Origin of the sequence: Stenotrophomonas sp. P2112, assembly GCF_041897515.1 — a bacterium.
Lineage (GTDB): Bacteria > Pseudomonadota > Gammaproteobacteria > Xanthomonadales > Xanthomonadaceae > Stenotrophomonas > Stenotrophomonas sepilia.
In genome coordinates this window covers 994,631-1,018,376 of the sequence record NZ_CP169216.1, presented here as the reverse complement: position 1 = coordinate 1,018,376, position 23,746 = coordinate 994,631, and the positions used below count along the sequence as shown (strand labels likewise).

At 67.2% G+C, this 23,746-nt stretch carries 24 protein-coding genes and 1 tRNA gene; 7 read left to right on the top strand and 18 right to left on the bottom strand.

From position 1 onward, the window contains the following. Positions 1-61: 61 nt before the first annotated feature. From ACEPA4_RS04720 to ACEPA4_RS04660, 13 genes are all read right to left on the bottom strand, one after another. The gene (locus tag ACEPA4_RS04720; protein ID WP_005412452.1) at positions 62-415 is read right to left on the bottom strand and encodes a PilZ domain-containing protein; all 354 of its coding nucleotides are present in this window, start codon (positions 413-415) and stop codon (positions 62-64) included. Continuing rightward, complete coding sequence (locus ACEPA4_RS04715) at positions 412-1,368, bottom strand: DNA polymerase III subunit delta' (protein ID WP_070490130.1); 957 nt, start codon at positions 1,366-1,368, stop codon at positions 412-414. Before ACEPA4_RS04715 ends, ACEPA4_RS04720 begins: the two co-directional genes overlap by 4 nt. Then, entirely contained in the window at positions 1,365-2,030 is a 666-nt protein-coding gene (gene tmk / locus ACEPA4_RS04710; protein ID WP_053501108.1) for a dTMP kinase, read from the bottom strand. The genes ACEPA4_RS04715 and tmk overlap by 4 nt, the downstream gene beginning before the upstream one ends. Continuing rightward, complete coding sequence (mltG, locus tag ACEPA4_RS04705) at positions 2,027-3,088, bottom strand: endolytic transglycosylase MltG (protein WP_262090344.1); 1,062 nt, start codon at positions 3,086-3,088, stop codon at positions 2,027-2,029. Before mltG ends, tmk begins: the two co-directional genes overlap by 4 nt. 232 nt (positions 3,089-3,320) lie before the next feature. After that, a complete protein-coding gene (locus ACEPA4_RS04700; protein WP_262090342.1) occupies positions 3,321-4,685 on the bottom strand; it encodes an aminodeoxychorismate synthase component I in 1,365 nt (454 codons plus the stop codon). Positions 4,686-4,786: 101 nt separating this feature from the next. Next, on the bottom strand, positions 4,787-6,049 hold the full coding sequence (gene fabF / locus ACEPA4_RS04695; protein WP_065177975.1) for a beta-ketoacyl-ACP synthase II: 1,263 nt from the start codon (positions 6,047-6,049) through the stop codon (positions 4,787-4,789). Positions 6,050-6,189: 140 nt separating this feature from the next. After that, on the bottom strand, positions 6,190-6,429 hold the full coding sequence (gene acpP, locus ACEPA4_RS04690) for an acyl carrier protein (RefSeq protein ID WP_061480516.1): 240 nt from the start codon (positions 6,427-6,429) through the stop codon (positions 6,190-6,192). A 152-nt stretch (positions 6,430-6,581) separates the two neighbouring features. Next, complete coding sequence (gene fabG / locus ACEPA4_RS04685; protein ID WP_005408312.1) at positions 6,582-7,325, bottom strand: 3-oxoacyl-ACP reductase FabG; 744 nt, start codon at positions 7,323-7,325, stop codon at positions 6,582-6,584. 82 nt (positions 7,326-7,407) lie between these two features. After that, complete coding sequence (gene fabD / locus ACEPA4_RS04680; protein ID WP_262090340.1) at positions 7,408-8,352, bottom strand: ACP S-malonyltransferase; 945 nt, start codon at positions 8,350-8,352, stop codon at positions 7,408-7,410. 160 nt (positions 8,353-8,512) lie between these two features. Then, a complete protein-coding gene (locus ACEPA4_RS04675) occupies positions 8,513-9,295 on the bottom strand; it encodes a hypothetical protein (protein ID WP_053499577.1) in 783 nt (260 codons plus the stop codon). Between the two features lie 76 nt (positions 9,296-9,371). Beyond that, the gene (locus ACEPA4_RS04670) at positions 9,372-10,349 is read right to left on the bottom strand and encodes a beta-ketoacyl-ACP synthase III (RefSeq protein WP_014036188.1); all 978 of its coding nucleotides are present in this window, start codon (positions 10,347-10,349) and stop codon (positions 9,372-9,374) included. 91 nt (positions 10,350-10,440) lie between these two features. Continuing rightward, positions 10,441-10,635: a 50S ribosomal protein L32 gene (rpmF, locus tag ACEPA4_RS04665; RefSeq protein ID WP_005408308.1), complete on the bottom strand. Its 195-nt coding sequence runs from the start codon at positions 10,633-10,635 to the stop codon at positions 10,441-10,443. A 107-nt stretch (positions 10,636-10,742) separates the two neighbouring features. Further along, positions 10,743-11,252, bottom strand: a complete 510-nt coding sequence (locus tag ACEPA4_RS04660; protein ID WP_005415504.1) for a YceD family protein — start codon at positions 11,250-11,252, stop codon at positions 10,743-10,745. A gap of 113 nt (positions 11,253-11,365) precedes the next feature. On the opposite strand from ACEPA4_RS04660, the gene ACEPA4_RS04655 reads away from it, so the two are divergent. After that, positions 11,366-11,935 (top strand): nucleoside triphosphate pyrophosphatase, encoded by a 570-nt coding sequence (locus ACEPA4_RS04655; protein ID WP_262090339.1) that lies wholly within the window; start codon positions 11,366-11,368, stop codon positions 11,933-11,935. A 102-nt stretch (positions 11,936-12,037) separates the two neighbouring features. On the opposite strand, the gene ACEPA4_RS04650 is transcribed toward ACEPA4_RS04655, so the two are convergent. After that, the gene (locus ACEPA4_RS04650) at positions 12,038-13,873 is read right to left on the bottom strand and encodes a glycosyltransferase family 39 protein (RefSeq protein ID WP_065197124.1); all 1,836 of its coding nucleotides are present in this window, start codon (positions 13,871-13,873) and stop codon (positions 12,038-12,040) included. 42 nt (positions 13,874-13,915) lie between these two features. On the opposite strand from ACEPA4_RS04650, the gene ACEPA4_RS04645 reads away from it, so the two are divergent. Genes ACEPA4_RS04645 through ACEPA4_RS04630 form a run of 4 tightly spaced genes read left to right on the top strand, consistent with a single transcriptional unit; the run spans position 13,916 to position 18,282 of the window. Next, positions 13,916-14,869: a MoxR family ATPase gene (locus tag ACEPA4_RS04645; protein ID WP_049417066.1), complete on the top strand. Its 954-nt coding sequence runs from the start codon at positions 13,916-13,918 to the stop codon at positions 14,867-14,869. A 23-nt stretch (positions 14,870-14,892) separates the two neighbouring features. Further along, complete coding sequence (locus ACEPA4_RS04640) at positions 14,893-15,816, top strand: DUF58 domain-containing protein (protein WP_053499582.1); 924 nt, start codon at positions 14,893-14,895, stop codon at positions 15,814-15,816. Beyond that, the gene (locus ACEPA4_RS04635; RefSeq protein WP_262090338.1) at positions 15,809-17,758 is read left to right on the top strand and encodes a DUF3488 and transglutaminase-like domain-containing protein; all 1,950 of its coding nucleotides are present in this window, start codon (positions 15,809-15,811) and stop codon (positions 17,756-17,758) included. Before ACEPA4_RS04640 ends, ACEPA4_RS04635 begins: the two co-directional genes overlap by 8 nt. Then, positions 17,755-18,282, top strand: coding sequence for a Slp family lipoprotein (locus ACEPA4_RS04630; protein ID WP_005415498.1), 528 nt, complete (start codon positions 17,755-17,757; stop codon positions 18,280-18,282). Before ACEPA4_RS04635 ends, ACEPA4_RS04630 begins: the two co-directional genes overlap by 4 nt. Positions 18,283-18,358: 76 nt before the next feature. Here ACEPA4_RS04630 and ACEPA4_RS04625 read toward each other — a convergent pair whose 3' ends face one another. The 4 genes from ACEPA4_RS04625 to dnaX all read right to left on the bottom strand — a co-directional run bounded on the left by ACEPA4_RS04625 (position 18,359) and on the right by dnaX (position 21,843). Beyond that, positions 18,359-18,718, bottom strand: a complete 360-nt coding sequence (locus tag ACEPA4_RS04625) for a histidine triad nucleotide-binding protein (RefSeq protein ID WP_005415497.1) — start codon at positions 18,716-18,718, stop codon at positions 18,359-18,361. 67 nt (positions 18,719-18,785) lie between these two features. Beyond that, positions 18,786-19,385, bottom strand: coding sequence for a recombination mediator RecR (gene recR, locus ACEPA4_RS04620; RefSeq protein ID WP_005415496.1), 600 nt, complete (start codon positions 19,383-19,385; stop codon positions 18,786-18,788). Between the two features lie 82 nt (positions 19,386-19,467). Continuing rightward, on the bottom strand, positions 19,468-19,788 hold the full coding sequence (locus ACEPA4_RS04615) for a YbaB/EbfC family nucleoid-associated protein (RefSeq protein ID WP_019659509.1): 321 nt from the start codon (positions 19,786-19,788) through the stop codon (positions 19,468-19,470). A gap of 6 nt (positions 19,789-19,794) precedes the next feature. Beyond that, entirely contained in the window at positions 19,795-21,843 is a 2,049-nt protein-coding gene (dnaX, locus tag ACEPA4_RS04610) for a DNA polymerase III subunit gamma/tau (protein WP_171955833.1), read from the bottom strand. A 144-nt stretch (positions 21,844-21,987) separates the two neighbouring features. On the opposite strand from dnaX, the gene ACEPA4_RS04605 reads away from it, so the two are divergent. Continuing rightward, positions 21,988-22,080: transfer RNA gene (locus tag ACEPA4_RS04605), tRNA-Ser, on the top strand. A gap of 84 nt (positions 22,081-22,164) precedes the next feature. Then, the gene (locus ACEPA4_RS04600) at positions 22,165-23,640 is read left to right on the top strand and encodes a DUF6538 domain-containing protein (RefSeq protein WP_262090336.1); all 1,476 of its coding nucleotides are present in this window, start codon (positions 22,165-22,167) and stop codon (positions 23,638-23,640) included. Positions 23,641-23,746 lie beyond the last annotated feature (106 nt).

The window sequence follows — 23,746 nt, the reverse complement described above, 5'->3', positions numbered from 1 at the left end:
GAACAGCGGGTTCACAGGCGTTTCGGGGCATGCAGCCGAGCCCAGCCCGGCGCTACCGGAATCACATCGTATGGGTCGGCTTGTCCGAGCCGGTAAGCCCGGCCAGCAGGGTCTCGATCTTGTGGCGCACGCCCTCGCCTTCGGCACCATCGGCCAGCTGCACGCCGATGCCGGCGGTGCGGTTGCCCTGCGCGCCTGCCGGGGTCACCCAGATCACCTTGCCGGCCACCGGCAGGCGCTCGCTGGAATCGGGCAGGGTCAGCAGCAGGAACACCTCGTCGCCCAGGAAGTAGCGTTTGGGCGTGGGCACGAAGATGCCGCCATTCTTCACGAACGGCATGTACGCGCTGTACAGCGCGGCTTTGTCCTTCACGGCCAGGGACAGGATGCCCTGGCGGGCGTTGCTGGCACTCATCGATTTCCCCTTGCGGCGGGCCGCTCGTTCACCTTGTTCCAGGCCAGCAGCAACTCGACCACCGCAAGGTCTGCACGCACCGTGGTGCGCAGCAGGTCGCGGGTGCGGTTGGCCGCATCGAACCAGGCTGCAAGCTTGTGCAATCGCTCCGGCGTGGTCAAGGCATCGGTGCTGGCCTGGGCCAGCGCCAGGTCGGCGGCAAAGCGCAGGCGCAGCGCCGCGTTGTCATCGCCGCACCACTTCTGCGCCAGCTCCACCGCGCCGGTCTTGCCGGCGGCCAGCTGCTCCAGCTCACGGCCAACTTCGCGGCGCAGGCTCAGGCCATCTTCGCGCAGCCAGTTGTCGGCCTGCCCGGGATGGCCGCGTGCCGCATCCAGCGCTTCACGCGCCGACGCCTCGCTGTGCCCCTGCTGCTGCAGCCAGGCCAGTGCCTCGTGCTGCGGCGGCAGCTTGAATTCCAGGCGCTGGCAGCGGCTGCGGATGGTCTGCGGCAGGCGCGCCGGGTCGCTGCTGATCAGCCACAGGTAACGGCCGGGCTGCGGCTCTTCCAGGGTCTTCAGCAGTGCATTGGCGGCCGAGCGGTTGATCGCATCGGCCGGGTCGACGATCACAACCTGCGCGACGCCGTATTGCGGGGTCAGCGCCAGCTTGTCGGTGATCTCGCGCATCTGCTCGATGACGATCTCGGTACGCAGCTTGTCGCCGCTCTTGTTCGGAATGAAGCTGACCAGCTGCAGGTCCGGGTGCGTGCCCGCCGCGATCAGCTGGCGCGTGCGCGTGGCGTGGGCTGCATCGCCCTGCGCCAGCACGTGGTCGGCCAGCGCCAGCGCCACCTCATGCTTGCCCAGTCCGGCCGGACCGCAGATCAGCAGGCCATGACCGAGGCGACCGGCGTCGAGCGCGGCCACCGTCTGTTCGAACGCGCGCTGCTGCCAGGGCGAAAACGTGCTCATGCGCCCTCCCCGTCCCGCAGCCAGCGCTCGACACGCGCGACCACATCGGCGGCCACGCGCGCCTGCTCCTGGCCCGCATCAATCAATGCGAAGCGCTGCGGATCCTGCTGTGCGCGGCTGCGGAACACTTCGCGCACGCGCTGGAAGAAATCGTCCTGCTCGCTCTCGATGCGGTCCGGCCACAGGTCGCGGCCGTTGGCGCGCGCGCGGCCGACGGCCACGTCCACATCCAGCAGCAGGGTCAGGCCCGGCAGCAGGCCGACCGCGCGGCGCTCCAGGTCGGCAATCCACTGCGGGTCGAGGCCACGGCCACCGCCCTGATAGGCGTAGCTGGAATCGGTGAAGCGATCGCTCAGCACATAGGCGCCGCGCTGCAGCGCCGGCCGGATCACCTGGCGCACATGCTGCGCGCGTGCGGCGAACACCAGCAGCAACTCAGCTTCGGCGCTGAGTGGCTCGGCAGCGATCTCGGCATCGGGCTTCAGCACCAGGCCGCGGATGCGCTCGGCCAGGGGCGTGCCGCCCGGCTCGCGGGTCAGCACCACCTCGTGGCCGTGGCTGCGCAGGCAGTCGCGGATGGCATTGATGGCGGTGGTCTTGCCCGCGCCCTCGCCGCCTTCCAGGCTGACGAAACGCGGGTGGCGAAGCAGCGCGGGACTCATTGCGCCGGGGTCTCCTGGGTACGTTGCTGGCGCAGCTGCTGCAGGTAGCGCGCCACGGCGGCGTTGTGCTGGTCCAGGCTGGGCGAGAACACGTGCGCGCCACTGCCATCGCCGACGGCGACGAAGTACAGCGCGTCGCCCGGTGCCGGCTGTGCGGCCGCCATCAGCGCGTCACGGCTGGGCATGGCGATCGGGGTCGGGGTCAGGCCCGCACGGGTATAGGTGTTGTACGGCGTATCGGTGGTCAGGTCGCGGCGGCGGATGTTGCCGTCATACGCGGCACCGATGCCGTAGATCACGGTCGGGTCGGTCTGCAGGCGCATGCCGATCTTCAGGCGGCGCATGAACACGCCGGCGATCTGCGGGCGCTCGCTGGCCAGCGCGGTTTCCTTCTCGATGATCGACGCCAGCGTCAGCAGTTCGTAGGGCGTGTTGATCGGCAGGTCCGGCGCGCGGCTTTCCCAGGCTTCGTCCAGCGCCTTTTCCATTGCGGCGTGGGCGCGCTTGAGCACGTCCAGATCACTGTCGCCGCGCTGGTAGACGTAGGTCTCCGGCAGGAAGCGGCCTTCCGGATGCTGGCCACCGAAGCCGAGGCGCTGCATCAGCGCGGCGTCATCGAGATTGTCGGTGGTGTGCAGCAGCGGCTCGGCGCGCTTGAGCGCGGCACGCAGCTGGCGGATGTTCCAGCCCTCGACAATCGTGACGCGGTGCTGCAGCACCTTGCCGGCACGCATGCGCAACAGCAGCTCGCGCGGGGTCAGCTCGCCGCTGAGCGCGTACTCGCCCACCTTCAGCTTGCCGGCGGCATCGAGCTGGCGCGCCAGCAGTTGCCACTGGGTGTCCTGGCCCTCGTCCACGCCGGCATCGCGTAGCTTGCGCAGCACGCTGTTCATGCCATCGCCGCTGGCGATGACCACGCTTTCGGCGGTGGGGGTGATCGGGGCATCGGCGAAGCGGGTCTGCTGGTAGAAGAACCACGCGCCCGCGCCGGCCACGACAGCGGCCAGCACCACCACCAGCGTTACCACGAACAGACACCCGCGCTTGGCTCCCGCCATGGACTACCTCTGAACTCGATTCCGTCGTGCAGGATACCGTGCCGGTGGATTGGGGTCATGACCGGGGTGGCGTCGCCGTGCCGACCAACGGTCGGCACCCACCACAATCCATGCCTGGCGCGGCGATCAGTAGATCCACGCCATGCGTGGATGAATGGCCATGGAGGACTCCGTGCCGACCAACGGTCGGCACCCACCGTGGGGGAATGGCGTTGCCGGCCAGCGGCCGGCACTACCCCTGCTGGCCGAGCGCGCGCAACAGGCCGCGGGCCTTGGCGCGGGTCTCGTCCAGTTCCTTGTCCGGGTCCGAATCGACCACGATGCCGGCGCCGGTGCGGAAGCTCACCTCGTGGCCATCCACTTCGGCGGTACGGATCAGGATGTTCAGGTCCAGGTCGCCATCGCGGTTCAGCCAGCCGAACGCGCCGGTGTAGGCACCGCGCGGCACCTGCTCCAGTTCGCTGATGATCTGCATGCATCGCACCTTGGGGCAGCCGGTGATGGTGCCACCCGGGAACGTGGCGGCGATCACCTCGCCGGGCGTGACCTCCGGGCGCAGGTGGCCGCTGACATTGCTGACGATGTGGTGCACATGGGCGTAGCTCTCCACCGTCATCAACTCATCGACCACCACGGTGCCGGGCAGGCAGATGCGGCCCAGGTCGTTGCGTTCCAGGTCGATCAGCATCACGTGCTCAGCACGCTCCTTGGGGTGGCCGACCAGCTCCCGGATGCGCGCGGCATCATCGTCCCCCTCGAAGCGCGGACGCGTGCCGGCAATGGGACGCGTCTGCGCGTGGCCGGCATGCACCGACACCAGCCGCTCCGGCGAGGAGCTGACCACGTGGCGGCCGTGCGCGCTGAACAAGCCGGCGAACGGTGCCGGGTTGGCACGGCGCAGCTGCGCGTACAGCGCCTGCGGGCTGACCGGCGCAGCGAACTGCGCGCTCCAGCGCCGCGACAGGTTCACCTGGAACACATCGCCGGCACGCAGGTAGTCGATCACCCGGCGCACGCCGTCGGTGAAGCGCTGCGGCGCATCCTCGCCCACCGACTGCGGCGGCTGCCAGCCCTGCCCGGCCTCCGGCAGCGCCTGCGACGCCAAGGTCACCAGCGCCTCCAGCAGGGCCTGCTCACCGGCTTCGGCGATGATGAAACTGGCGTCGTTGTGATGGTCATGCAGCACGGCGGCCGGGCAGCGCAGCGCCAGCGCGGTCGAGCGGCCGTCCTCGCGCGCGCGCGCCGGCAGCACCGGTTCGATCTGGCTGGCCACTTCGTAGTCCAGCATCAACGCCCAGCCGCCGCGGAACGGCAGGCTGTGGCTGCCGTCGTGCGGCAGGCGTTCGTGCTGCCAGGCGCGATCCAGCGCCTGCAGGAACGTGCCGGGCTGCACGGCACCCTGCAGGTCGCGCACCTGGCCATCGGCATCCAGCCGCAGGCAATCGCCCTGCGCGGCCAGCAGCAGGCTCCAGCGGCCCTGGGCGGTGCCCGAGGCGGTGGATTCCATCAGCAGCGGGAAGCGTGCCGGGTCGTGCTGCTGCAGGGCCAGCAGATCGATCGGGTGCGGCAGCGGGTGGATCAGCGGTGCGTGGGTCATGATGGCCAGTTCAGGGATTCAGATGCACGGAAGCCGCCTTGCGGCGGCCTCCTCGTGCGTAATGCACGTTCAGTCGAGCATGGCCCGACGCTGCAACCCGGTCAGACGCGCTTGAAGATCAGCGTGCCGTTGGTGCCGCCGAAGCCGAAGCCATTGGACATCACCACGTCAACCTTGGCCTGGCGTGCTTCGTTGGGCACGTAGTCCAGGTCGCAGCCTTCGCCCGGCTGCTGCAGGTTGATGGTCGGCGGAATGACGTTGTCCTGCAGCGCCATCACCGAGAAGATCGCTTCCACGCCGCCGGCCGCGCCCAGCAGGTGGCCGGTCATCGACTTGGTGGAGCTGACCATCATCTTGTAGGCGTGGTCGCCGAAGGCGGTCTTCATCGCCATGGTCTCGCCCAGGTCACCCAGCGGCGTGGAGGTGCCGTGCGCGTTGAGGTAGCCGACCTGTTCCGGGGTCACACCAGCGTCCTTCATGGCCATGACCATGCAGCGGGCGGCGCCTTCGCCGTTCTCGCTCGGGGCGGTCATGTGGTACGCGTCGGAGCTGGCACCGAAACCGGCCAGTTCGCAGTAGATCTTCGCGCCGCGTGCCTTGGCGTGCTCGTACTCTTCCAGGATCAGGATGCCGGCGCCGTCGCCCAGCACGAAGCCGTCACGGTCCTTGTCCCACGGGCGCGAGGCCTGTTCCGGAGCGTCGTTGCGGGTGCTCATGGCCTTCATCGCGCAGAAGCCACCCAGGGCGGTCGGCGACGAGCCACGCTCGGCACCACCGACTACCATCACGTCGGCGTCGCCGTACTGGATCATGCGCATCGCGGTGCCGATCGAGTGGTTCGAGGTCGCGCACGCCGACACCGCCGAGAACGACGGGCCCTTCAGGCCGGTGATGATGCTCAGCTGGCCCGGCAGCATGTTGATGATGGTCTTGGGCACGTAGAAGGGCGAGATCTTCTTGCCCTCGTGGAACTCGATGGTCTGCTCTTCGATGCCGAGCAGGCCGCCGATGCCGGCGCCGACAATGGCGCCGATGCGCTCGGCATTGGCGTCGGTGATCTCCAGGCCCGAGTCGTGCAGGGCCATGAACGAGGCACCGAGGCCGTAATGGATGAACGGGTCCATCTTCTTGGCATCCTTGCCGCTGACCCGGTACTTGCCGAACAGTTCGTTGTCGGCGGTGATGTCAAAGCCCTTGACCTCACCTGCAATCTTGGTGGTGAACCGATCCAGGTAGGCATCAGAAACGTTGGTCAGCGGACCGATGCCCGAACGACCCTGGGTGATGCCTTCCCAGCTGCTGGCCAGATCATTGCCCAACGGCGAGACGATACCCAGGCCGGTTACGACGACGCGACGCTTCATTGCTGATTCTCCTGACCCGAAGGTTCAATCGGGTAACACGGTTTGCTTCGGTGTGATGCTCAAACACACGGGGCCGCAACTGCGGCCCCATGGGGTGCGGTGCGCGGCGAGCGGAGACCCGCGCGCACTGCCGTCTGACATCAGGCCTTGACGTGGGCCGTGATGTAGTCGATGGCGGCCTGCACGGTGCTGATCTTCTCGGCTTCTTCGTCCGGGATCTCGCACTCGAATTCTTCTTCCAGGGCCATCACCAGCTCGACGGTGTCCAGCGAGTCAGCGCCCAGGTCATCGACGAACGATGCGCTGTTGGTGACTTCATCTTCCTTGACGCCAAGCTGTTCGACGACGATTTTCTTGACGCGTTCTTCGATGGTGCTCATGGGATCTCGCTCCAGATGGAGTTGTGGTTCAAAAGTGGTCGCCATCAAGGGCGATGGCCGTGGCATAGTGTAGTGGAAACCGGCGCGGCCTTGCATTGCAGCAAAAACCTCCGCAGATCAACCACTTGCGGCGCAATCCCTGCGCCCCTTGCTTACGGCATGTACATGCCGCCGTTCACATGGAGGGTTTCGCCGGTGATGTAACCGGCAGCCGGGCTGGCCAGGAACGCCACCGCATGGGCGATGTCCTCCGGCGAACCCAGGCGTTCGAGGGCGATGTCGTTGATCAGCGCGGTACGCGCTTCTTCCGGCAACGCCTTGGTCATGTCGGTGTCGATGAAGCCGGGTGCGACAACATTGACGGTGACGCCGCGCGAGCCGATTTCCTTGGCCAGCGACTTGCTGAAGCCGATGATGCCGGCCTTGGCGGCCGCGTAGTTGGCCTGCCCGGCATTGCCGGTCACGCCCACCACCGATGCGATGTTGATGATGCGGCCCTTGCGCGCCTTCATCATGCCGCGCATCACCGCCTTGCTGGTGCGGAACACGCTGGTCAGGTTGGTGTCGATGATCGACGCCCAGTCCTCGTCCTTCATGCGCATCAGCAGGTTGTCGCGGGTGATGCCGGCATTGTTGACCAGGATCGAGATCGGGCCGAATTCCTTGGCGATGCCATCGAGCACGCTGTCCAGCGCAGCGGCGTCGGTGACGTTCAGCGCGCGGCCGTGACCGCCGTGGGCGGCCAGGCGCTCACCGATCGCGGCGGCGCCGGATTCGGTGGTGGCGGTGCCGATGACGGTGGCGCCCTGGGCGGCCAGCAGATCGGCGATGGCGGCACCAATGCCACGGCTGGCACCGGTGACCAGTGCGATTTCACCCTGCAGGGGCTTGCTCATGTTGTTTTCCTCAGACGGGAGCGGCCGCCGCACCGTGCCGCTTGCAGCGGCCACCGGTACGGTCGGCAGGAAACAGGGAAGGTCAGGCCGACCATGCCTCGCGGGCGGCTTCAAAGTCGCCCGGCGTGGCCAGAGGACGGCCGTCGATGGCCTTGTCGATGCGCTTGACCAGGCCGGTCAGCACCTTGCCTGGGCCGCACTCGGCGATCTGGGTGATGCCACGGGCGGCCAGCGCCTGCACGCAACCGGTCCACTGCACCGGCTGGTAAAGCTGCTGGACCAGCGCGGTGCGGATGGCGTCCACGCCGTCGTGCACCTGGGCATCGACGTTCTGCACCACCGGCAGCTGCGGCGCCTGCCAGGACAGGCCAGCCATCACTTCGGCCAAGCGGTTGGCGGCTTCGCGCATCAACGGGGTGTGCGAGGGTACGCTGACGGCCAGCTTGACCGCCTTGCGCACGCCCTTCTCGGCCAACAGCGCCAGCGCACGGTCGACCGCGTCGGCGTCGCCACCGATCACGATCTGGCCCGGCGAATTGAAGTTGGCCGGCACCACCACCTGGCTGCCTGCGGCTTCGGCGCAGACATCCAGCACCAGCTGGTCTTCGGCACCGAGCACGGCGGCCATGGCACCGACACCGGCCGGTGCCGCTTCCTGCATCAGCTGGCCACGCAGGCGCACCAGGTGCGCGCCGTCATGCAGGCTCAGCGCGCCGGCGGCAACCAGGGCGGTGTACTCGCCCAGACTGTGGCCGGACAGCACCGACGGGCGCGGACCGCCCACGGCGTTCCAGGCGCGCCACACACCAATGCTTGCGGCCAACAGGGCCGGCTGGGTGTATTCGGTACGGTTGATCATTTCTTCCGGGCCACCCTGGGACAGCGCCCACAGGTCGACGCCAGCACCATCGGATGCCTCGGTGAAGGCTTCACGCACCTGCGGGTGCAGTTCGGCCAGCTCGGCCACCATGCCCACAGACTGCGAGCCCTGGCCGGGGAAGACAAAAGCGAGGGTGGATACGGTCACGCGGTCATCCGCTTGCTGCAATCGAAGCGGGCCATGATAAGGGGGAATCCGCTGTGTCGTCTGTACGTGCGCGTATGCAGGCGTATGGAGGGCGGCCGGGCAAGCGCAATGGGGTCAGATCCCTTTTCCGCAGGAAAAGGGATCTGACCCCGATCAGCCATCAGCAGAACAGCTGCAGCACGTCCAGATCGCCGTCGGCGAGGAAATCCACGCACAGGCCCACCAGCATCAGCACGCCAGCAGTGCTGGCACCGTGGGTGATGAAGATCGAATGGGCCAGCGCGCGCGCTGAGCGGCCCAGCTTCATGCAGACCCTGGCCAGGCTGCGCAGGCGGCCACTGACCGCATGCACGTGCTCGCGCACCGGCGCCTGGACCTCGCCCATCGCCTCGGCCATCATCGCCTGCAGATGTTCGGGGCGATCAGCGTAGTACTTGGCCACGCCATAACCGAACATCAGCCAGTCGCGGGCCTGCGCTTCGGACAGGTCCATCACTTCCAGCGGATCTTCCTCGAAATCGATGAAGCCGACCTGCTGCCCATCCCAGGTGAGATTGCGCGGCAACGGCTGGCCGAAATAGGCGCCGCGCGCATGCGCTTGGGCAATGGCCTGCATCGCCGCCATCACCAGCCGATCACGACCGGCCTCATCCGCTTCACGCAGGCAGGTATTGAACGAGCTGCCGTTGTCGCCGATCACCAGCGCGGCATGGCCGGTGCCCAGCACGTCCGGCACGTTCACGCCTTGCGCCTGCAGCTCTGCAAGGCGGCGGGCCTCGGTTTCGCGCGCGGCGTCACCACCACGGTGCGGCGGCGGGCGCAGGGCATCGAGATGGAAACGGCGCGCAACAAAATTGAGCAGGCCCAGGGCCAGTGCTCGGCTTCCCTTGCCGTACTGCTTCAGCCAGGCACGTTGCCCTTCGATGACGATGGGCTCAACCATGACAGGTCCTCCTTAAACGCGTTACGGCCCCGGAGGGCCGTAACGACAAGACTTCACATTGTCGTAACTTGCACTATCAATAGCGCAGCAGGGCCGAACCCCACGTGAAGCCACCGCCGAAGGCTTCCAGCAACAGCAGCTGGCCGCGCTCGACCCTGCCCGACCGCACGGCGGCATCGAGCGCCAGCGGCACTGAACCGGACGAGGTGTTGCCGTGCTTGTCGACGGTCACCACGACCTGGTCCATCGACATGTCCAGGCGCTTGGCGGTGGCTTCGATGATGCGCAGGTTGGCCTGGTGCGGAATCAGCCAATCCAGGTCGGACTTGTCCAGGCCGTTGGCGGCCAGGGTCTCGTCCACGACCGAGTCCAGCGCCTTGACGGCGTACTTGAACACGTCGTTGCCCTTCATGTTGATGGTGCCACCACCGTTGGCGCCGTCCTTGAAACCGCTCGAGACGCCAACCGGGTTCCACAGCAGTTCCTTCTTGCTGCCATCGGCATGCAGGTGGGTGCTGAGGATGCCGGTTTCTTCGTCGGCCTTGAGCACGACGGCGCCGGCGCCATCACCGAACAGCACGCAGGTGGTGCGATCGTTCCAGTCGACCATGCGGGTCAATGTTTCGGTGCCGATCACCAGCACGTGCTTGCAGTCGCCGGAGCGGATGAACTTGTCGGCCACGCCCAGCGCGAACACGAAGCCGGAACAGGCTGCGTTGACGTCGAAGGCGGGGCACCCGGCCACACCGAGCTTGGCCTGGATCAGGCACGCGGTGGACGGGAAAATAAGGTCAGGGGTGGTCGTACCGACCACGATCATGTCGAGCTGCGAGGCATCGATGCCTGCGGCTTCAAGCGCGCGCAGGGCGGCGTTGTAGCCAAGGTCGCTGGTGGTTTCGCCTTCGGCCGCGATGTGCCGTTCACGAATTCCGGTGCGCGACTGGATCCACTCATCCGAGGTTTCGACCATTTTTTCCAGGTCGGCGTTGGTCAGGACTTTCTCCGGCAAATAGCTACCGGTGCCCGCGATCCTCGAATAGATCCGCTTGCTCATCATGTTTCCTGTTGCGCGGGCCGCCGATCACCGGCACGCCCGGGAAAGAAGGCAAAGGCCGCTGCCCGGAGGCAGCGGCCTTCCCGGCACATCAATCTTCTTCGACGGCCGAGGTCTTGGTCTGGATGACCTTCTTGCCGCGGTAGAAACCATCGGCAGTGATGTGGTGACGCAGATGCACTTCGCCGGTGGTCGGGTCGGTCGACAGCTGCTTGGCGCTCAGGGCGTCATGCGAACGGCGCTGGCCGCGGCGGGACGGGGTAACACGGGATTTCTGGACAGCCATGGGATTGCTCCAAACTCGGTTCGTTTTGCTTCGTCGTTTCGTCGCACAGGACGCCAGCGCCCAGCACACTTTTCGCTTTCGCCGCAGCCGCCGACGACAACCGGCTGCTATTGTTTCTTCAATGCCGCCAACGCCGCAAACGGGTTGGCCTTCTTTGTTTCTTCTTCGCTCGGTGCCCAGTCCTGATCGACTGCCTCACCGTCGGGCGACAGCGGCACCACAGGCACCGCCAGCACCAACTCGTCCTCGACCAGGTCCAGCGGACGCAGCTGGCCGTCTTCCGGCACCAGCAACGCCTCGTATTCCTCCGGCAGGGACGATTCCTCGTCCTCGTCGCGGATCAGGCCAAGCCTCTGGGTCACCTTCACCGGCAACAGGAATCGCTGCATGCTGCGCTGACAGGTCAGCGGCAACGCGGTGTCGATGGTCAGTTCCACATAGGATACCCGCAAGACGTCGTCGCGACCGAATTCAAGCGAGTAGACACACTCGCCGTCGGTATCTGCGACCAACCCCTGCAGGCGGGTCAATTCAGCCAGGGAGACCTGACCGTCGAAGCGCCTTCGCGCTACAACCATCCGCCAGGCATCCAGCGTTTCGGGCACGTTCGCGGACATAAGCCGCTGAATACTAAGGATCGCACCGCCTGCTGTCAAATGCCCGCCATACAGGACTTGCTGCTGGCGTTGCCGGCGGGCCAGACTGCCGCACCCTGCCCCGGTATTCTCGCATGTCACTGGTCCTGGCCTCCACCTCCCGCTACCGTCGCGAACTGCTGCAACGGCTGGGCCTGCCCTTCGACTGCGCACGCCCGGAGGTGGATGAAACGCCGTTGAACGGCGAGGGGCCGCTGGCCTTGGCCACGCGCCTGGCCGCCGCCAAGGCGGCCAATGTCGCCGCGCGCCATCCGGGTGCCTGGGTGATCGGCTCGGACCAGGTGGCCGACCTGAACGGCCAGCCGCTGGGCAAGCCTGGCACGGTCGAGGCGGCCTGTGCACAGCTGGTGGCGATGTCCGGGCAGACGGTACGCTTTCACACGGCAATCAGTCTCAGACGGTATGGAGAATCCCTCGCCGCCCTGGATCTGACCGAAGTGCACTTCCGCGCGCTGGACTCGCAGGAGATCGCCCGCTACGTCGCCACCGAGCAGCCACTGGACTGCGCCGGCAGCTTCAAGTGCGAGGGCCTGGGCATCAGCCTGTTCGAGGCGATCGACAACCGCGACCCGACCGCGCTGGTCGGCCTGCCACTGATCGCGCTGTGCGGCCTGCTGCGCAGGGCCGGATTCGCGGTGCCGTGAACGGTAGAGCCGAGCCCATGCCCGGCTGCTTTTTTCGAGGATGCCTGCCATCTGAATCGGAAGCAGCCGGGCATCGGCTCGGCTCTACAGGACCAGAGGACCTCAACGAACCTCGAACGGTTGCTCCTGCCACGCCTCCACGCTGCCATCGCGCCCGTGCAGGCGCAGGCCGAGCCAGTGCCGGCCCGGCGCCAGCGTGGTGGTGTCCAGCGACGCGTCGAAGCCCACCGCCGGATGCTGCGGATCGGTACTGTCCGGCCAGGCGGGGCGAATGTCGAACACGCGCCCGTAACGCGCGTCTCCGATCGAGCGGCCATCAACCAGCACTTCAACCCGCGCCAGCCCGACCCCATCCTTGAATGCCCAGCCCTTGATGGCGAGCGTTCCGGAGACCTTTTCACCGTTGGACGGCGCATCCAGCCAAGCCATTGAGGGCGTTACGCAGGCCCCCTGTGCACGCTTGGCCGGCAGCCGGAACAGCAGGAACCGCTGGAAGCCATGATCGCTGCTGACCACGCGTGGCGCCGGCAACGGCCCCACCTGCTCGCAGATGGTGTGATAGCGCGCCAGCAGGTCGCGGTAGCGCTGGTCACTGGGTGACAGCACCAGCAGCATCGGCACACCGCGCGGGCCTTCGTGCAGCAGGTCCCACTGCGCCAGCTGTGCGGTGCGCCCATGCTTGTCGTTGAGCGGATGTGGCAACACCTCGATATCGCCATTGCCCAGCTGGAAGCCCAGTTCGGCACCGACCTTGAAGTTGCCCGCCAGGACACGCGTACCCGGTGGCATCTGCCGCAGTTCGTCACGCACCGCCACGGCCAGTGGCTGCCAGCCGGCAAAGTTGCGCGGGTAGTACTTGCTGCCGGCCATCTGCTCGCGAAGTGCCGGCGTGGACGCCATCAGGTAGTAGCCGAACGCCAGCACGGTACCTGCAGCGGCCAGCCACCAGCCGGTACGGCGCAGCCAGCGCGGCCAACCGTTGAGGACCACCGGCACGGCCACCAGCAGCGCCAGGTAGCCTGGCAGCGGCCAGTGGAAACTGATCCGCTCGACATCGGTGAAGAAGCCCAGCAGGAAGATGCCCAGCGTCGACACCCCGCCCACCAGGCCGAAATAGCGCCACTGCACCCGCGCCCCACCGCCACTGCGGGTACCCGCGAGGGCGACCTTCCACATCGCGATGCACAGGATCGGCGTCACCAGCATCGGCTGGATCACCAGGAACCACAGCCCCTCCCACTCGAACGTCCACGGGTGGCGCTCGACCACCTGGAACTTCAGGCCGGCGTCGTGGTTGTCGGCATTCCACGCCAGCAACGGCAGCCAGGCCAGCACGCCCACCGCCAGCGCCACCCATACGCGCGGGTCGGCCAGCATGCGACGGCCCTGCGGCAACGCCAGCAACGCAATGAAGCCGACACCGATGACACCAATGAAACGGTAGTGGCTGAGCGCACCGATCAGCAGGCCCAGCGCCAGCTTCATCGCCGAGGACGCGTCCACGCTGTGCAGCAGGCGTGCACCTGCGTGCAGGCAGATCACCGCCGCCAGCGCCATCGGTACGTCCGGCACGGCCAGCAGGCCCAGCGTGGCCGACAACGGCATCAGCAGCGTCAGGCTGCCCGCCTGCCAACCGGCCACGTTGCCGAACCAGCGCGTAGCGATGCGCACCACCAGCAACGGCAGCAGCGCACCGATGGCCAGGAACGGCAGGCGCAGTGCGAGTACGTGATGGCCACCGATCTCCACGCCCAGGCGTGCAAGCCAGGCGGTCAGCCCCGGCAGGTCGGAATAGGCAGCGGCCAGGTGCTGGCCTTCCTGCCAATAGAACGCCTCATCGACGAACAGCGGCAGGCGCGCAGCCACCACCAGCTTGGCCGCTGTGATCAGCGTCCATAACCAGAGAAATATTGTCCGCGCGCGCTGTTCGCCTTGCATTGCTCTATGGATAATCGAGTGGATTCCAGACCTGAGACGATCATGCCAGCCTCGTCCCCCAATCCCAGCATGCTAACCGATCAACTGCGCCAGGCCCTGCGGGAGGCACAGGATCAGGTGAACGCACTGGTGCTGGGCAAGGTGCCGGAAGTCAGGCTGGCCTTTGTCGCCCTGCTTTCTGGCGGCCACCTGCTCATCGAGGATCTGCCCGGGCTGGGCAAGACCACGTTGGCGCATGCATTGGCCAGCAGCCTCGGCCTCAGCTTCCAGCGCGTGCAGTTCACCTCTGACCTGCTGCCGGCCGATGTACTTGGCGTTTCGGTGTACGAGGCCGGCAGCCGCCAGTTCCAGTTCCATCCCGGCCCGGTGTTCACCCACGTGCTGCTGGCCGATGAGATCAATCGTGCACCGCCGCGGACACAGAGTGCGCTGCTGGAAGCGATGGCCGAGCAACAGGTCACACTGGATGGACAGACACATCCACTGCCCGATCCGTTCTTCGTCATCGCCACGCAGAACCCGGTCGACCTGTCCGGCACCTTCCCGTTGCCGGATTCGCAGCTGGATCGTTTCCTGCTGCGGCTGGCGATGGGCTACCCCAGCGCGCAGGCCGAGCGCGAGCTGCTGCGCGGCAGTGATCGCCGCGACCTGATCGCACGCGCGGTGCCAAAGCTGGACGACACCCAGGTGCGTGCATTGCGTGAAGCGGTTGGCCAGGTGCATGCCAGCGACGCGCTGATCGACTATGTGCAGGCGCTGCTGACCCGCAGCCGACACCATGCCGGCGTGCGCGTAGGCCTGTCACCGCGCGCGGGACTGGCCCTGCTGCGTGCCGCCAGGGCACATGCGCTGCTGCTCGGCCGCGGGCATGTGGTGCCCGAAGACGTGCAGACCCTGTTCGTGGCGGTGGCCGGCCATCGCCTGGTGGCCGAAGCCGAATCCAGCTCGGGGCCGGCGCTGGCGCGGGCGATCCTGCAGACCGTCGCGGTGGACTGAAGGTGGCCACACGCTGGGCACGCATGCAGCTGCTGGCACGCCCCCGCAGGCCCGAAGCCCTGCCGCAGCGACTGGACCGCCATCGCATCTATGTACTACCAACCCGCTTCGGCCTGTTCGTCGCCACCCTGCTGTCGGCGATGCTGCTGGGCGCATTGAACTACAACAACAACCCGGCCCTGCTGCTTGCGCTGCTGCTGGCCGCGGCAGCGATCGCCAGCGCAATCGCCGCGCACCTGCAGCTGTCCGGCATACAGATCGATGCAATCTCCGCCGAACCGGTACCGGCCGGGCATCCCCTGCGCCTGCGCGTGGACCTTTCGTTGCGTGACCCGCGCGCGCGCCACGGGCTGCACCTGCAGCTGGGCGCAAGCGAGGCCTGGGTTGCACTGCCTGCACACGGTCGCGGCGAAGTGGAGCTGGATGTTCCCAGCGAGCGGCGCGGCTGGCTGGAACTGCCCCGCATCCGCCTGTCGAGCACGCAGCCGCTGGGACTGGTGCGGGCATGGTCGTGGGTGTGGCCGGAGCAGCCGCTGCTGGTCTATCCACTTGCCGAGGCACTGGCACCGCCGCTTCCGGAACGTGGCAACGACCCACTGCACACCCGCGCCCATGCCAGTGGCGATGAGCTGCACCAGTTGCGCCCCTATCGTGCCGGCGATGCCCCGCGCAGCATTGCCTGGAAACACTCGGCGCGCCGCGACAGCCTGCTGGTACGCGAATACGAGAAGCCGATCGGCATCGAAGTGGTGCTGGACTGGCGCACGCTGGCGGCGCTGGGCCATGAAGCGCGCATCGCGCGGCTGGCACGCTGGGTCGACATGGCCGAGCGCGAAGGCCGTCGCTATACGCTGCTGCTTCCGGCCCATCCGCCGTTGGGGCCCGGCCAGGGCGCCAGCCACCACCACCTGTGCCTGCGCGCACTGGCATTGATGCCCCATGACTGAGCCTGCCGTCCTGCTCGACCGCAACGCCCGCAGCTGGACCCTGGCCAGCGCAGCGCTGGCGCTGCTGCCACTGCTGCTGCAGCTGCCACCGGTGCTGGCCAGCGTGATCGCGATCACTGCGGTGCTGACCGCTGCGCTTTCGTGGCGGCGGGTGCTGCCGATGCCGGTTCGCCTGGTGCTGGTGCTGGCCATGCTTGCCACCATCGTCTGGCAGATGGGCATGGTGCGCCCGGGCCGCGATACCGGCTGCGCATTGCTGGCGGCGATGCTGGCGATCAAGTCCAGCGAACTGCACAATCTGCGCGATGCGCGCAGCCTGCTGGGCTTCGCGTTGTTCTCGCCGTTCGCCGCCTTCCTGCTCGACCAGGGGCCGTTGACCACCGGGCTGGCAGCGCTGGCCGCAGTTGCCGCACTGCTGGCCCTGCAACGCCTGGCCCTGGACGAGGGCCACAGCCCTCGACTGCCGCTGCGCGGACAACTGCGTGGTGTCGGCCGCCTGCTGGGGATCGGCCTGCCACTCGCGCTGGCCTGCTTCTGGCTGTTCCCGCGCTTGTCCACGCCGCTGTGGGGCGTACCCGAGCGAGCGGTGGGCACACCGGGCCTGGCTGACAGCATGGCGCCGGACCAGTGGCTGGACCTGATGGCCGACGACACCCCGGCGTTGCGCGTGCAGTTTTTCGGCGCGGTGCCCGAGCCTGCGCAGCGCTATTGGCGCGGCCCGGTGCTGACGTCGTTCGACGGCCACCGCTGGAGCCGCGATCGCGCGACGGCCGGACGCCCCGCACCGGTGGTCGAAACCGCCGCACAGGGTTGGGACTACCAGATCGACTACGAGCCCACCGACCGTCGCCTGCTGGTGGCACTGGACCTGCCCAGCCGCGCACCGGAGGGCAGCAGCTTCGATGCCGACATGAGCCTGCGCAGCGACCGCACGCTGTCCGCGCTCAGCCGCTGGCGGTTGCATTCGGCGCCGCCGCAACGGTTCGACACCGATCTGTCGCCCTACCTGCGCCGCGCGGCGCTGCAGCTTCCGCCCGGCTTCAATCCGCGCACCGCCCAGCTCGCGCGGCAATGGCGGCAGGAGGCAGGCAGCGATGACGAGGCCATCGTCCGCCGTGCGCTGCAATGGATCACCCGCGACTTCTCCTACACGCTGGATACACCGGTGGCGGGGCGCGATCCGGTCGACGATTTCCTGTTCAACTACAAGGCCGGCTTCTGCCAGCACTTCAGCTCGGCCTTCGTAGTGCTGATGCGCAACGCCGGCATTCCGGCCCGGGTGGTGACCGGCTTCGCAGGCGGTACCCGCAACCGCATCGGCGACTACTGGGTGGTGCGTCGCATGGATGCCCACGCCTGGGCCGAAGTCTGGCTGCCGCAACGCGGCTGGGTGCGGGTCGACCCGACCGCGGCCGTGGCACCGGAACGCATCCTGGACACCCTGGACGACCGCCTGCGGGCCGGCACCGATACCCCGCTGCAACAGCGCTGGCTGCAGCTGGGGCAGATGGGTGACTGGCTGCGGCGCGGCTGGAACGACCTGGTGCTGTCCTTCGATGCACGCCGCCAGCAGCAACTGCTCAAGCCGTTCGGGCTGGATGACCTCGGGCCGGCGCAGCTGGTGACCGGATTCGTGGTCGCCGCCCTGCTGGCACTGGCGTGGATGGCCTGGCTGCTGGCCCGCGGCGAGCGCGAGCGCGACCCGCTGCTGCGCGCCTGGCACCGGCTCGGGCGGCGGTATGCGCGCCTTGGCCTGGCCCGCGAACCGCACGAAACCGCACAGGACTGGGCACAGCGGGTTCACCGGCAGCGACCCGACCCGACCCTGCTCGCGCTCAGCCAGCGTTTCGCCGACGCGCGCTACGCTGGAACTTGCACCGACCTCGCTTCATTATTGCGGGACCTGCGCAGGCATCGCCCGACTTCCGGAGCCTCCCCATGAACACCAAGTTCCTCCTCACCGCTGTGGCCACGCTGGCCCTGTCGGCCTGCGCCACGGCCCCCAAGCCGCTGCAGGGACAGTTCAGCCTGGTTTCCCCGCGCGACTCGGTCGCCACCCAGCAGGTCGGTACGCCGGTCCGATGGGGCGGCCGCATCATCGAGACCAAGCCCGGCCAGGGCGAGACCTGCTTCCAGATGATCTCGCGCCCGCTCAACGCCAGTGGCCGCCCGAACACCACCTCGTCCGACGCCAGCGACGGCCGCTTCATTGCCTGCCGCGCCGGTTTCTACGACCCGGCCGTGTTTGAAGCCGGGCGTGACGTGACCTTCATCGGCAAGATCGACGGCTACCAGAACACCCGCATCGGGGACTACGACTACCGCCTGCCGAAGCTGTCGGCCGATGTGATCTACCTGTGGCCGGAACAGCGCCAGGTCGATGTGGTGCCCTACCCCTATGGCCCGTGGGGCCCGGGTCCGTGGGGCCCGTACTGGGGTGGCTACGGCCGTTGGGGCTGGTGGTGATCGCCACCCAGCCCGCATGATCGGAAAAGGCCGCCTTCGGGCGGCCTTTTTCATCCACGCATGCGTGGACAGGGCTTCAACGCCCCGGCGTACCGAAATGCCCCAGCGGCGCGCCGGCCAGCAGGTGCATGTGGATGTGGAACACGGTCTGCCCGGCGTGCTCGCGGCAGTTCATCACGATGCGGTAGCCGTCCTGCGCGAAACCCTCGCGGCGCGCGTATTCGGCAGCGGCCAGGGCCAGCTTGCCGACCAGGTGCGCCTGCGACGGCTGCAGGTCGTCCAGGGTCGGGATGATCTCGTTCTTCGGAATGAACAGTACGTGCACCGGCGCCTGCGGTGCGATGTCCTTGAAGCCCAGCACCTCGTCGTCCTCATAGACGATGGTGGCCGGGATCTCGCGACGGATGATCTTGCTGAAGAGGGTTTCGTTGCTCATGGTCGGCCTCGGCGGGAGTGTCTTCCGCATTGTAGGCCGGCCGCGCCGGGCGATGCCCGGGTGGTGCTCAATCACGGAATTCGCTGCGCGTCCCGAACGCGTGCGACAGCGTGCCGCGGTCAACGTATTCAAGCTCGCCGCCAAGCGGCAGGCCCTGTGCCAGCCGGCTGGGCTGCACCTTGCGCGCGCGCGCCAGCTGCGCAAGGTAATGCGCGGTGGCTTCGCCTTCGACGGTGGCACTGGTGGCGATGATCAGCTCCTGTACCTCACCTTCGGCCAGCCGCTGCTCCAGCTGCTCCAGGCCCAGCTCGCGCGGGCCGACGCCATCAAGCGGCGACAGCCGGCCCTGCAGCACGAAGTAGACACCGCGAAAACCCGTCGCGTTCTCGATCGCGAGACGATCGGCCGGCGATTCGACCACGCACAGCTGGCTGCGCTCGCGGCTGCTGTTGGCACAGGTCGGGCACAGCTCGGTTTCGCTGAAGTCGCGGCACTGCGCGCAGTGGCCGATACGCTCCACCGCCAAGGCCAGCGTTTCGGCCAGGCGCTGGCCGCCTTCGCGCTCGCGCTCGAGCAGGTGGTAGGCCATGCGCTGCGCCGTCTTCTGGCCTACGCCAGGCAGCACCCGCAGTGCGTCGATCAATTGTTCAAGCAGGGGTGCGGACACGGCGGCATGCTTTGATGGCGCCGAGCGAGCTCGACGGCTACAGATTCTGTGGCACCCGCTTGCACGGATGCCACGCTGGCAATCAGAACGGCAGCTTCATGCCCGGCGGCAGCTGCATGCCGGCGGTGGCCGAACCCATCTTCGACTTCGACTCGGCATCGATCTTGTTCGAGGCATCGTTGAAGGCGGCGGCGATCAGGTCTTCCAGCATCTCCGGGTCGCTGGTCAGCGACGGGTCGATGCGCACCTTGCGGCATTCCTTGGCGCCGGTCAGGGTCACGCTGACCATGCCGCCGCCGGCACTGCCGGTCACTTCGATCCTGGCGATTTCTTCCTGGGCCTTCTGCAGGTTTTCCTGCATCTTCTGGGCCTGCTGCATCAGTTGGGCGATATTGCCGCGCATAGTGTCTTACTCGTCAAAAGAACGGATGGAATCGGAAACAACCCGGGCACCGTGCTGTTGGATCAGCACCTGCACTTCCGGGTCGTCCATGAAAACGGCCTCTGCCACCTGCTGCCGCTCGCCACGCTGGCGGTCGGCACGCTGATGCAGGGTCTCGGCCGGAACGTGTTCGGTTTCCACGGTCTCGACCACGATCTTCGGCGCCTGGCCCAGGGCCTTTTCCAGCATCTCGCCCAGGGCGGCCAGCGCGCGCTCCGAGCGCAGGTATTCAAATCCGGGCGAAAGGCCCAGTTTCAAGGTCCCGTGCTGGCAGCTGATGAAGGCGGCATTGGCGGCCAGCTGGCGCGACGGGCCGCTGAGGCCGCTGTTGGCGACCAGATCCAGCCAGTCTTCGGCAGTGGCCAGCTCGCTGACACCTTCCTGCGGCGTGGCGGCATGCGCCGGGGCCGGTTCGGCCGGCGCAATGGCAATACCTTCGGCGCGGAACGAACGCTCCGGCGGCGCAGGCTCGACTGGATCCGCGCCGGGAGCCGGCGGTTCATGCCAGGGCGCGACCATGGCGGCATCCGGGCCGGCCATCTCGGCCGCCAGGGCCCCATCCCGCGCCTCGGCTTCGTCGGTGGCCCACGGCGGCAGCTCATCGCTTGCCTCTGCTGCGATGGCAAACGCCGGTGCCTCGGCCTTCACCGGCGGCGGTGACACGGGCTCTTCCACCGGAACCGGCTCGGGCTCAGGCGTCGGATCCGGCTCCGGTTGCGGTGCCGGCTCAGGTTCGGGTTCAGGTTCGCGCGGTGCAGCCGCCGGAGCGGCCACCTGCGCCGCCACGGCCGGGCTGGCCGAAGCGACGGCAGCAGCCGGCGTCGCTTCATGGTTTCCGGCATGGGCGCCACCACCGGCAGCGTTGCCACCCGGCGTGCCACCCACCGCACCGTCGACGGCCTTCGGCACCGGCGGTACCGCTGCGGCCGGGCGGAACGCCAGCATGCGCAGCACGGCCATTTCAAAGCCGGCGCGCGGGCTCGGCGCCAACGGCAGGTCGCGTCGACCATTCAGGGCCATCTGGTACCAGAGCTGCACCACTTCCGGGCGCAGGCGCTCGGCGAATGATGCGACATCCAGGCCTTCCGCCACGGCGGCACCCGGCACCAGCTGCTGCACCTGGATGCGGTGCAGGCCTTCGGCGAGCGCTTCCAGCACGCCACTCCAGTCCGGCGAGAATTCGGCCAGCGCGGCCACCACCTGCAGCAGGCGCGGGCCATCACCCTCGGCCAGCGCATCCAGCATCGCTGCCACCTGGGTGCGGTCCACGGTACCCAGCATGGTGCGCACCACGTCCTCGCGCAGCGCGCCGCCGGCATAGGCGATCGCCTGGTCCAGCAGTGACAGGCCGTCACGCAGGCTGCCATCGGCGGCCTTGGCCAGCTGCACGATGGCGCTGCCGTCGGCCTCGATCTCTTCCGCCGCCAGGATGCGGGTCATCTGGCCCTGGATCTGGTCTTCGTCCAGGCGCTTGAGATTGAACTGCAGGCAGCGGCTGAGCACGGTGACCGGCAGCTTCTGCGGGTCGGTGGTGGCCAGCAGGAACTTCACGTGCTCCGGCGGCTCTTCCAGCGTCTTCAGCAGTGCGTTGAACGCCGCCTTGGACAGCATGTGCACTTCGTCGATCAGGTAGACCTTGTACTTGCCGCGCGAGGGCATGTACTGCGCGTTCTCGATCACCTCGCGCACGTCGTCCACGCCGGTGTTGGACGCGGCGTCGATTTCCAGCAGGTCGATGTAGCGACCGGCGTCGATGTCCAGGCAGGCGGCACACTGGCCGCACGGGTCGGCGCTGGTGCCCTGCTCGCAGTTCAGCGACTTGGCGAAGATGCGCGCGATGGTGGTCTTGCCCACGCCACGGGTACCGGTGAACAGGAACGCGTGGTGGACCCGGCCGCTGTCCAGCGCATTGCTGAGCGCACGGACCACATGCTCCTGGCCCACCAGCTCGGCAAAACGCTTCGGACGCCACTTGCGGGCAAGGACGAGATAGGACATCAGGCCACCGTTTTCCATCGGATGTTCCATTGTGCCATGCCTGTCCAGCCCCCTCGCCAACAATGCCCGTGGATGCGCCTCTGATCAGATGTGCTTGTGTCCGGCCGCGCCGCCCGCTAGAATCTGCGCCCCTGCTGAGGCGTTTGCCGATGGCAGGGATCCGGAGAGGTGTCCGAGTGGTTGAAGGAGCACGCCTGGAAAGTGTGTAAGCGTCTAAACCGCGCTTCGGGGGTTCGAATCCCCCTCTCTCCGCCAGATTACGCAAACCCCTGTTTACGCAGGGGTTTTTGCTTTTCTGGGGTGATCTTCGGCGGGACACAAATCGGGACACATCTCTCGATGCGCATCCCACACCACCTCGTTCGCGCGCCCTCGGGGCTCTGGTCTTTCCGGCAACGGGTCCCCACCGATCTCCAGGCCATCGTTGGCCGGCGCATCTTCAAGCGCACCCTGCGCACGTCCGAGCTGGCCGTGGCCCAGTTGCGCGCCCTGCAACTGGCGGCGCGCTATGCTCAAGCCTTCGACGTGTTGAGGGAGCAACGCATGGGAATCAAGGAAGAGGACATCGACGCGCTGCTCAGGCGCCTGACCGATGGCGACCCGCTACAGCAGTTGATCTTGAACCGGACCAAGACAGCAGACGGGACGGTGACCGAGCACTGGCAAATCGACACGCCAGACGATGTCAGGCTCTATCAGCAGATGATGGAGCTCTCTGCCTCTCAGCCCAGTGCGCTGAGCGAGTTGATCCGAGAGGGTGTGCCGCCCATGCCCGTGGCCCGTCGGGTAACCAAGCCCGCGGTGGAGACCATCACTCTAGGCAAGGCTCGCGACGGGTGGCTGGCCAGCATCCAGCCCGGCTGCCTGCCCAAGACCTACACCATTAAAAAGACCGCCATCGAGGCACTGGTGTCCTTCCTGGGGGAAAAGGCCAAACTCCACTCGGTCACCCGGTCCGACCTGGCTCGGTGGTATCAGTTCATGCGAGACGGGGGCGCAGCCACCCCCACCCTTACGAACAAGCAAAGTTATGTCGGCGGCCGCGGAGGGTTTTTCGAATGGGCGATTGCATCCGGCCACTACCCCAAAGGCGACAACCCAGCGGCCGGCCATATCACTTACTCCACTAGGGAGAAGCGGGCGCGGAAGAAGTTCGGCTTCAAAGCCTATGACAGTCATCAGGTCCAAGCGCTGTTCGCACCGGCCGCGTTCCAAGACCTGGCCCTGTCCGCCCGTTGGGCCTCGTTGCTGGGCCTCTACACGGGTGCCCGAGCATCAGAGGTCGGTCAGCTCTTGGTCGAGGATGTCTTGACGGTGGACGGACTGCCCTGCATCCGTATTTCTGACGAGGGGGAGCACCAGAAGGTCAAGACCGAGGTGAGCCTGCGCACCATCCCCGTGCATCCCGACCTCATTGAGCTGGGCTTCTTGGACTGGGTGGGCACCCTTCGAGCACAGAAGGCACCAAGACTCTTCCCCGCCGCCAAGGCGAACGCCAAAAACGGCGCGGGCAACTGGATCACCAAGGCGTTTGGCCGACACCTTGAACAGGTCGGGGCGAACTGGCCGGAAGCCAAAAGGGGCTTCCATTCGTTGCGCAAGACCCTCATCCAAGAGCTTCAAGGCGCTGGCGTAGTGTCCGAACTCCGGGCCCAACTGGTGGGCCATGAGCTGGACGACGAGCACCATGCGACCTACAGCAGGACCTTCACGGTCCGGGAAAAGCTGGAAGGCCTTAAAGGCGTCTCGCCGGGGCTAGCGGTGCTTTCGTATGGGTTGAATCTGCCGGTCCTCAGGAGTCTCCTGACCGGTTAAAGCGCTAAACACCCCGCGACGGCGGGTGAAGCGGTTTGTCTTTTTAGCTTTTCAACATCAGGAGGATGTATGGGACGGCGAAGCGGCTTAGAAGGGTTTTTGCGGG

Excerpts from the sequence above, each read along its gene's own strand:
- ACEPA4_RS04720 (WP_005412452.1), bottom strand. The coding sequence starts at position 415 with ATGAGTGCCAGCAACGCCCGCCAGGGCATCCTGTCCCTGGCCGTGAAG.
- ACEPA4_RS04675 (WP_053499577.1), bottom strand. The coding sequence starts at position 9,295 with ATGGTTGAGCCCATCGTCATCGAAGGGCAACGTGCCTGGCTGAAGCAG.
- fabF (WP_065177975.1), bottom strand. The coding sequence starts at position 6,049 with ATGAAGCGTCGCGTCGTCGTAACCGGCCTGGGTATCGTCTCGCCGTTG.
- mltG (WP_262090344.1), bottom strand. The coding sequence starts at position 3,088 with ATGGCGGGAGCCAAGCGCGGGTGTCTGTTCGTGGTAACGCTGGTGGTG.
- acpP (WP_061480516.1), bottom strand. The coding sequence starts at position 6,429 with ATGAGCACCATCGAAGAACGCGTCAAGAAAATCGTCGTCGAACAGCTT.
- dnaX (WP_171955833.1), bottom strand. The coding sequence starts at position 21,843 with ATGGAAAACGGTGGCCTGATGTCCTATCTCGTCCTTGCCCGCAAGTGG.
- rpmF (WP_005408308.1), bottom strand. The coding sequence starts at position 10,635 with ATGGCTGTCCAGAAATCCCGTGTTACCCCGTCCCGCCGCGGCCAGCGC.
- tmk (WP_053501108.1), bottom strand. The coding sequence starts at position 2,030 with ATGAGTCCCGCGCTGCTTCGCCACCCGCGTTTCGTCAGCCTGGAAGGC.
- ACEPA4_RS04650 (WP_065197124.1), bottom strand. The coding sequence starts at position 13,873 with ATGCAAGGCGAACAGCGCGCGCGGACAATATTTCTCTGGTTATGGACG.
- ACEPA4_RS04640 (WP_053499582.1), top strand. The coding sequence starts at position 14,893 with ATGCAGCTGCTGGCACGCCCCCGCAGGCCCGAAGCCCTGCCGCAGCGA.
- ACEPA4_RS04630 (WP_005415498.1), top strand. The coding sequence starts at position 17,755 with ATGAACACCAAGTTCCTCCTCACCGCTGTGGCCACGCTGGCCCTGTCG.
- fabG (WP_005408312.1), bottom strand. The coding sequence starts at position 7,325 with ATGAGCAAGCCCCTGCAGGGTGAAATCGCACTGGTCACCGGTGCCAGC.
- ACEPA4_RS04635 (WP_262090338.1), top strand. The coding sequence starts at position 15,809 with ATGACTGAGCCTGCCGTCCTGCTCGACCGCAACGCCCGCAGCTGGACC.
- ACEPA4_RS04655 (WP_262090339.1), top strand. The coding sequence starts at position 11,366 with ATGTCACTGGTCCTGGCCTCCACCTCCCGCTACCGTCGCGAACTGCTG.
- ACEPA4_RS04615 (WP_019659509.1), bottom strand. The coding sequence starts at position 19,788 with ATGCGCGGCAATATCGCCCAACTGATGCAGCAGGCCCAGAAGATGCAG.
- ACEPA4_RS04670 (WP_014036188.1), bottom strand. The coding sequence starts at position 10,349 with ATGAGCAAGCGGATCTATTCGAGGATCGCGGGCACCGGTAGCTATTTG.
- ACEPA4_RS04715 (WP_070490130.1), bottom strand. The coding sequence starts at position 1,368 with ATGAGCACGTTTTCGCCCTGGCAGCAGCGCGCGTTCGAACAGACGGTG.
- ACEPA4_RS04700 (WP_262090342.1), bottom strand. The coding sequence starts at position 4,685 with ATGACCCACGCACCGCTGATCCACCCGCTGCCGCACCCGATCGATCTG.
- ACEPA4_RS04645 (WP_049417066.1), top strand. The coding sequence starts at position 13,916 with ATGCCAGCCTCGTCCCCCAATCCCAGCATGCTAACCGATCAACTGCGC.
- ACEPA4_RS04600 (WP_262090336.1), top strand. The coding sequence starts at position 22,165 with ATGCGCATCCCACACCACCTCGTTCGCGCGCCCTCGGGGCTCTGGTCT.
- ACEPA4_RS04660 (WP_005415504.1), bottom strand. The coding sequence starts at position 11,252 with ATGTCCGCGAACGTGCCCGAAACGCTGGATGCCTGGCGGATGGTTGTA.
- ACEPA4_RS04625 (WP_005415497.1), bottom strand. The coding sequence starts at position 18,718 with ATGAGCAACGAAACCCTCTTCAGCAAGATCATCCGTCGCGAGATCCCG.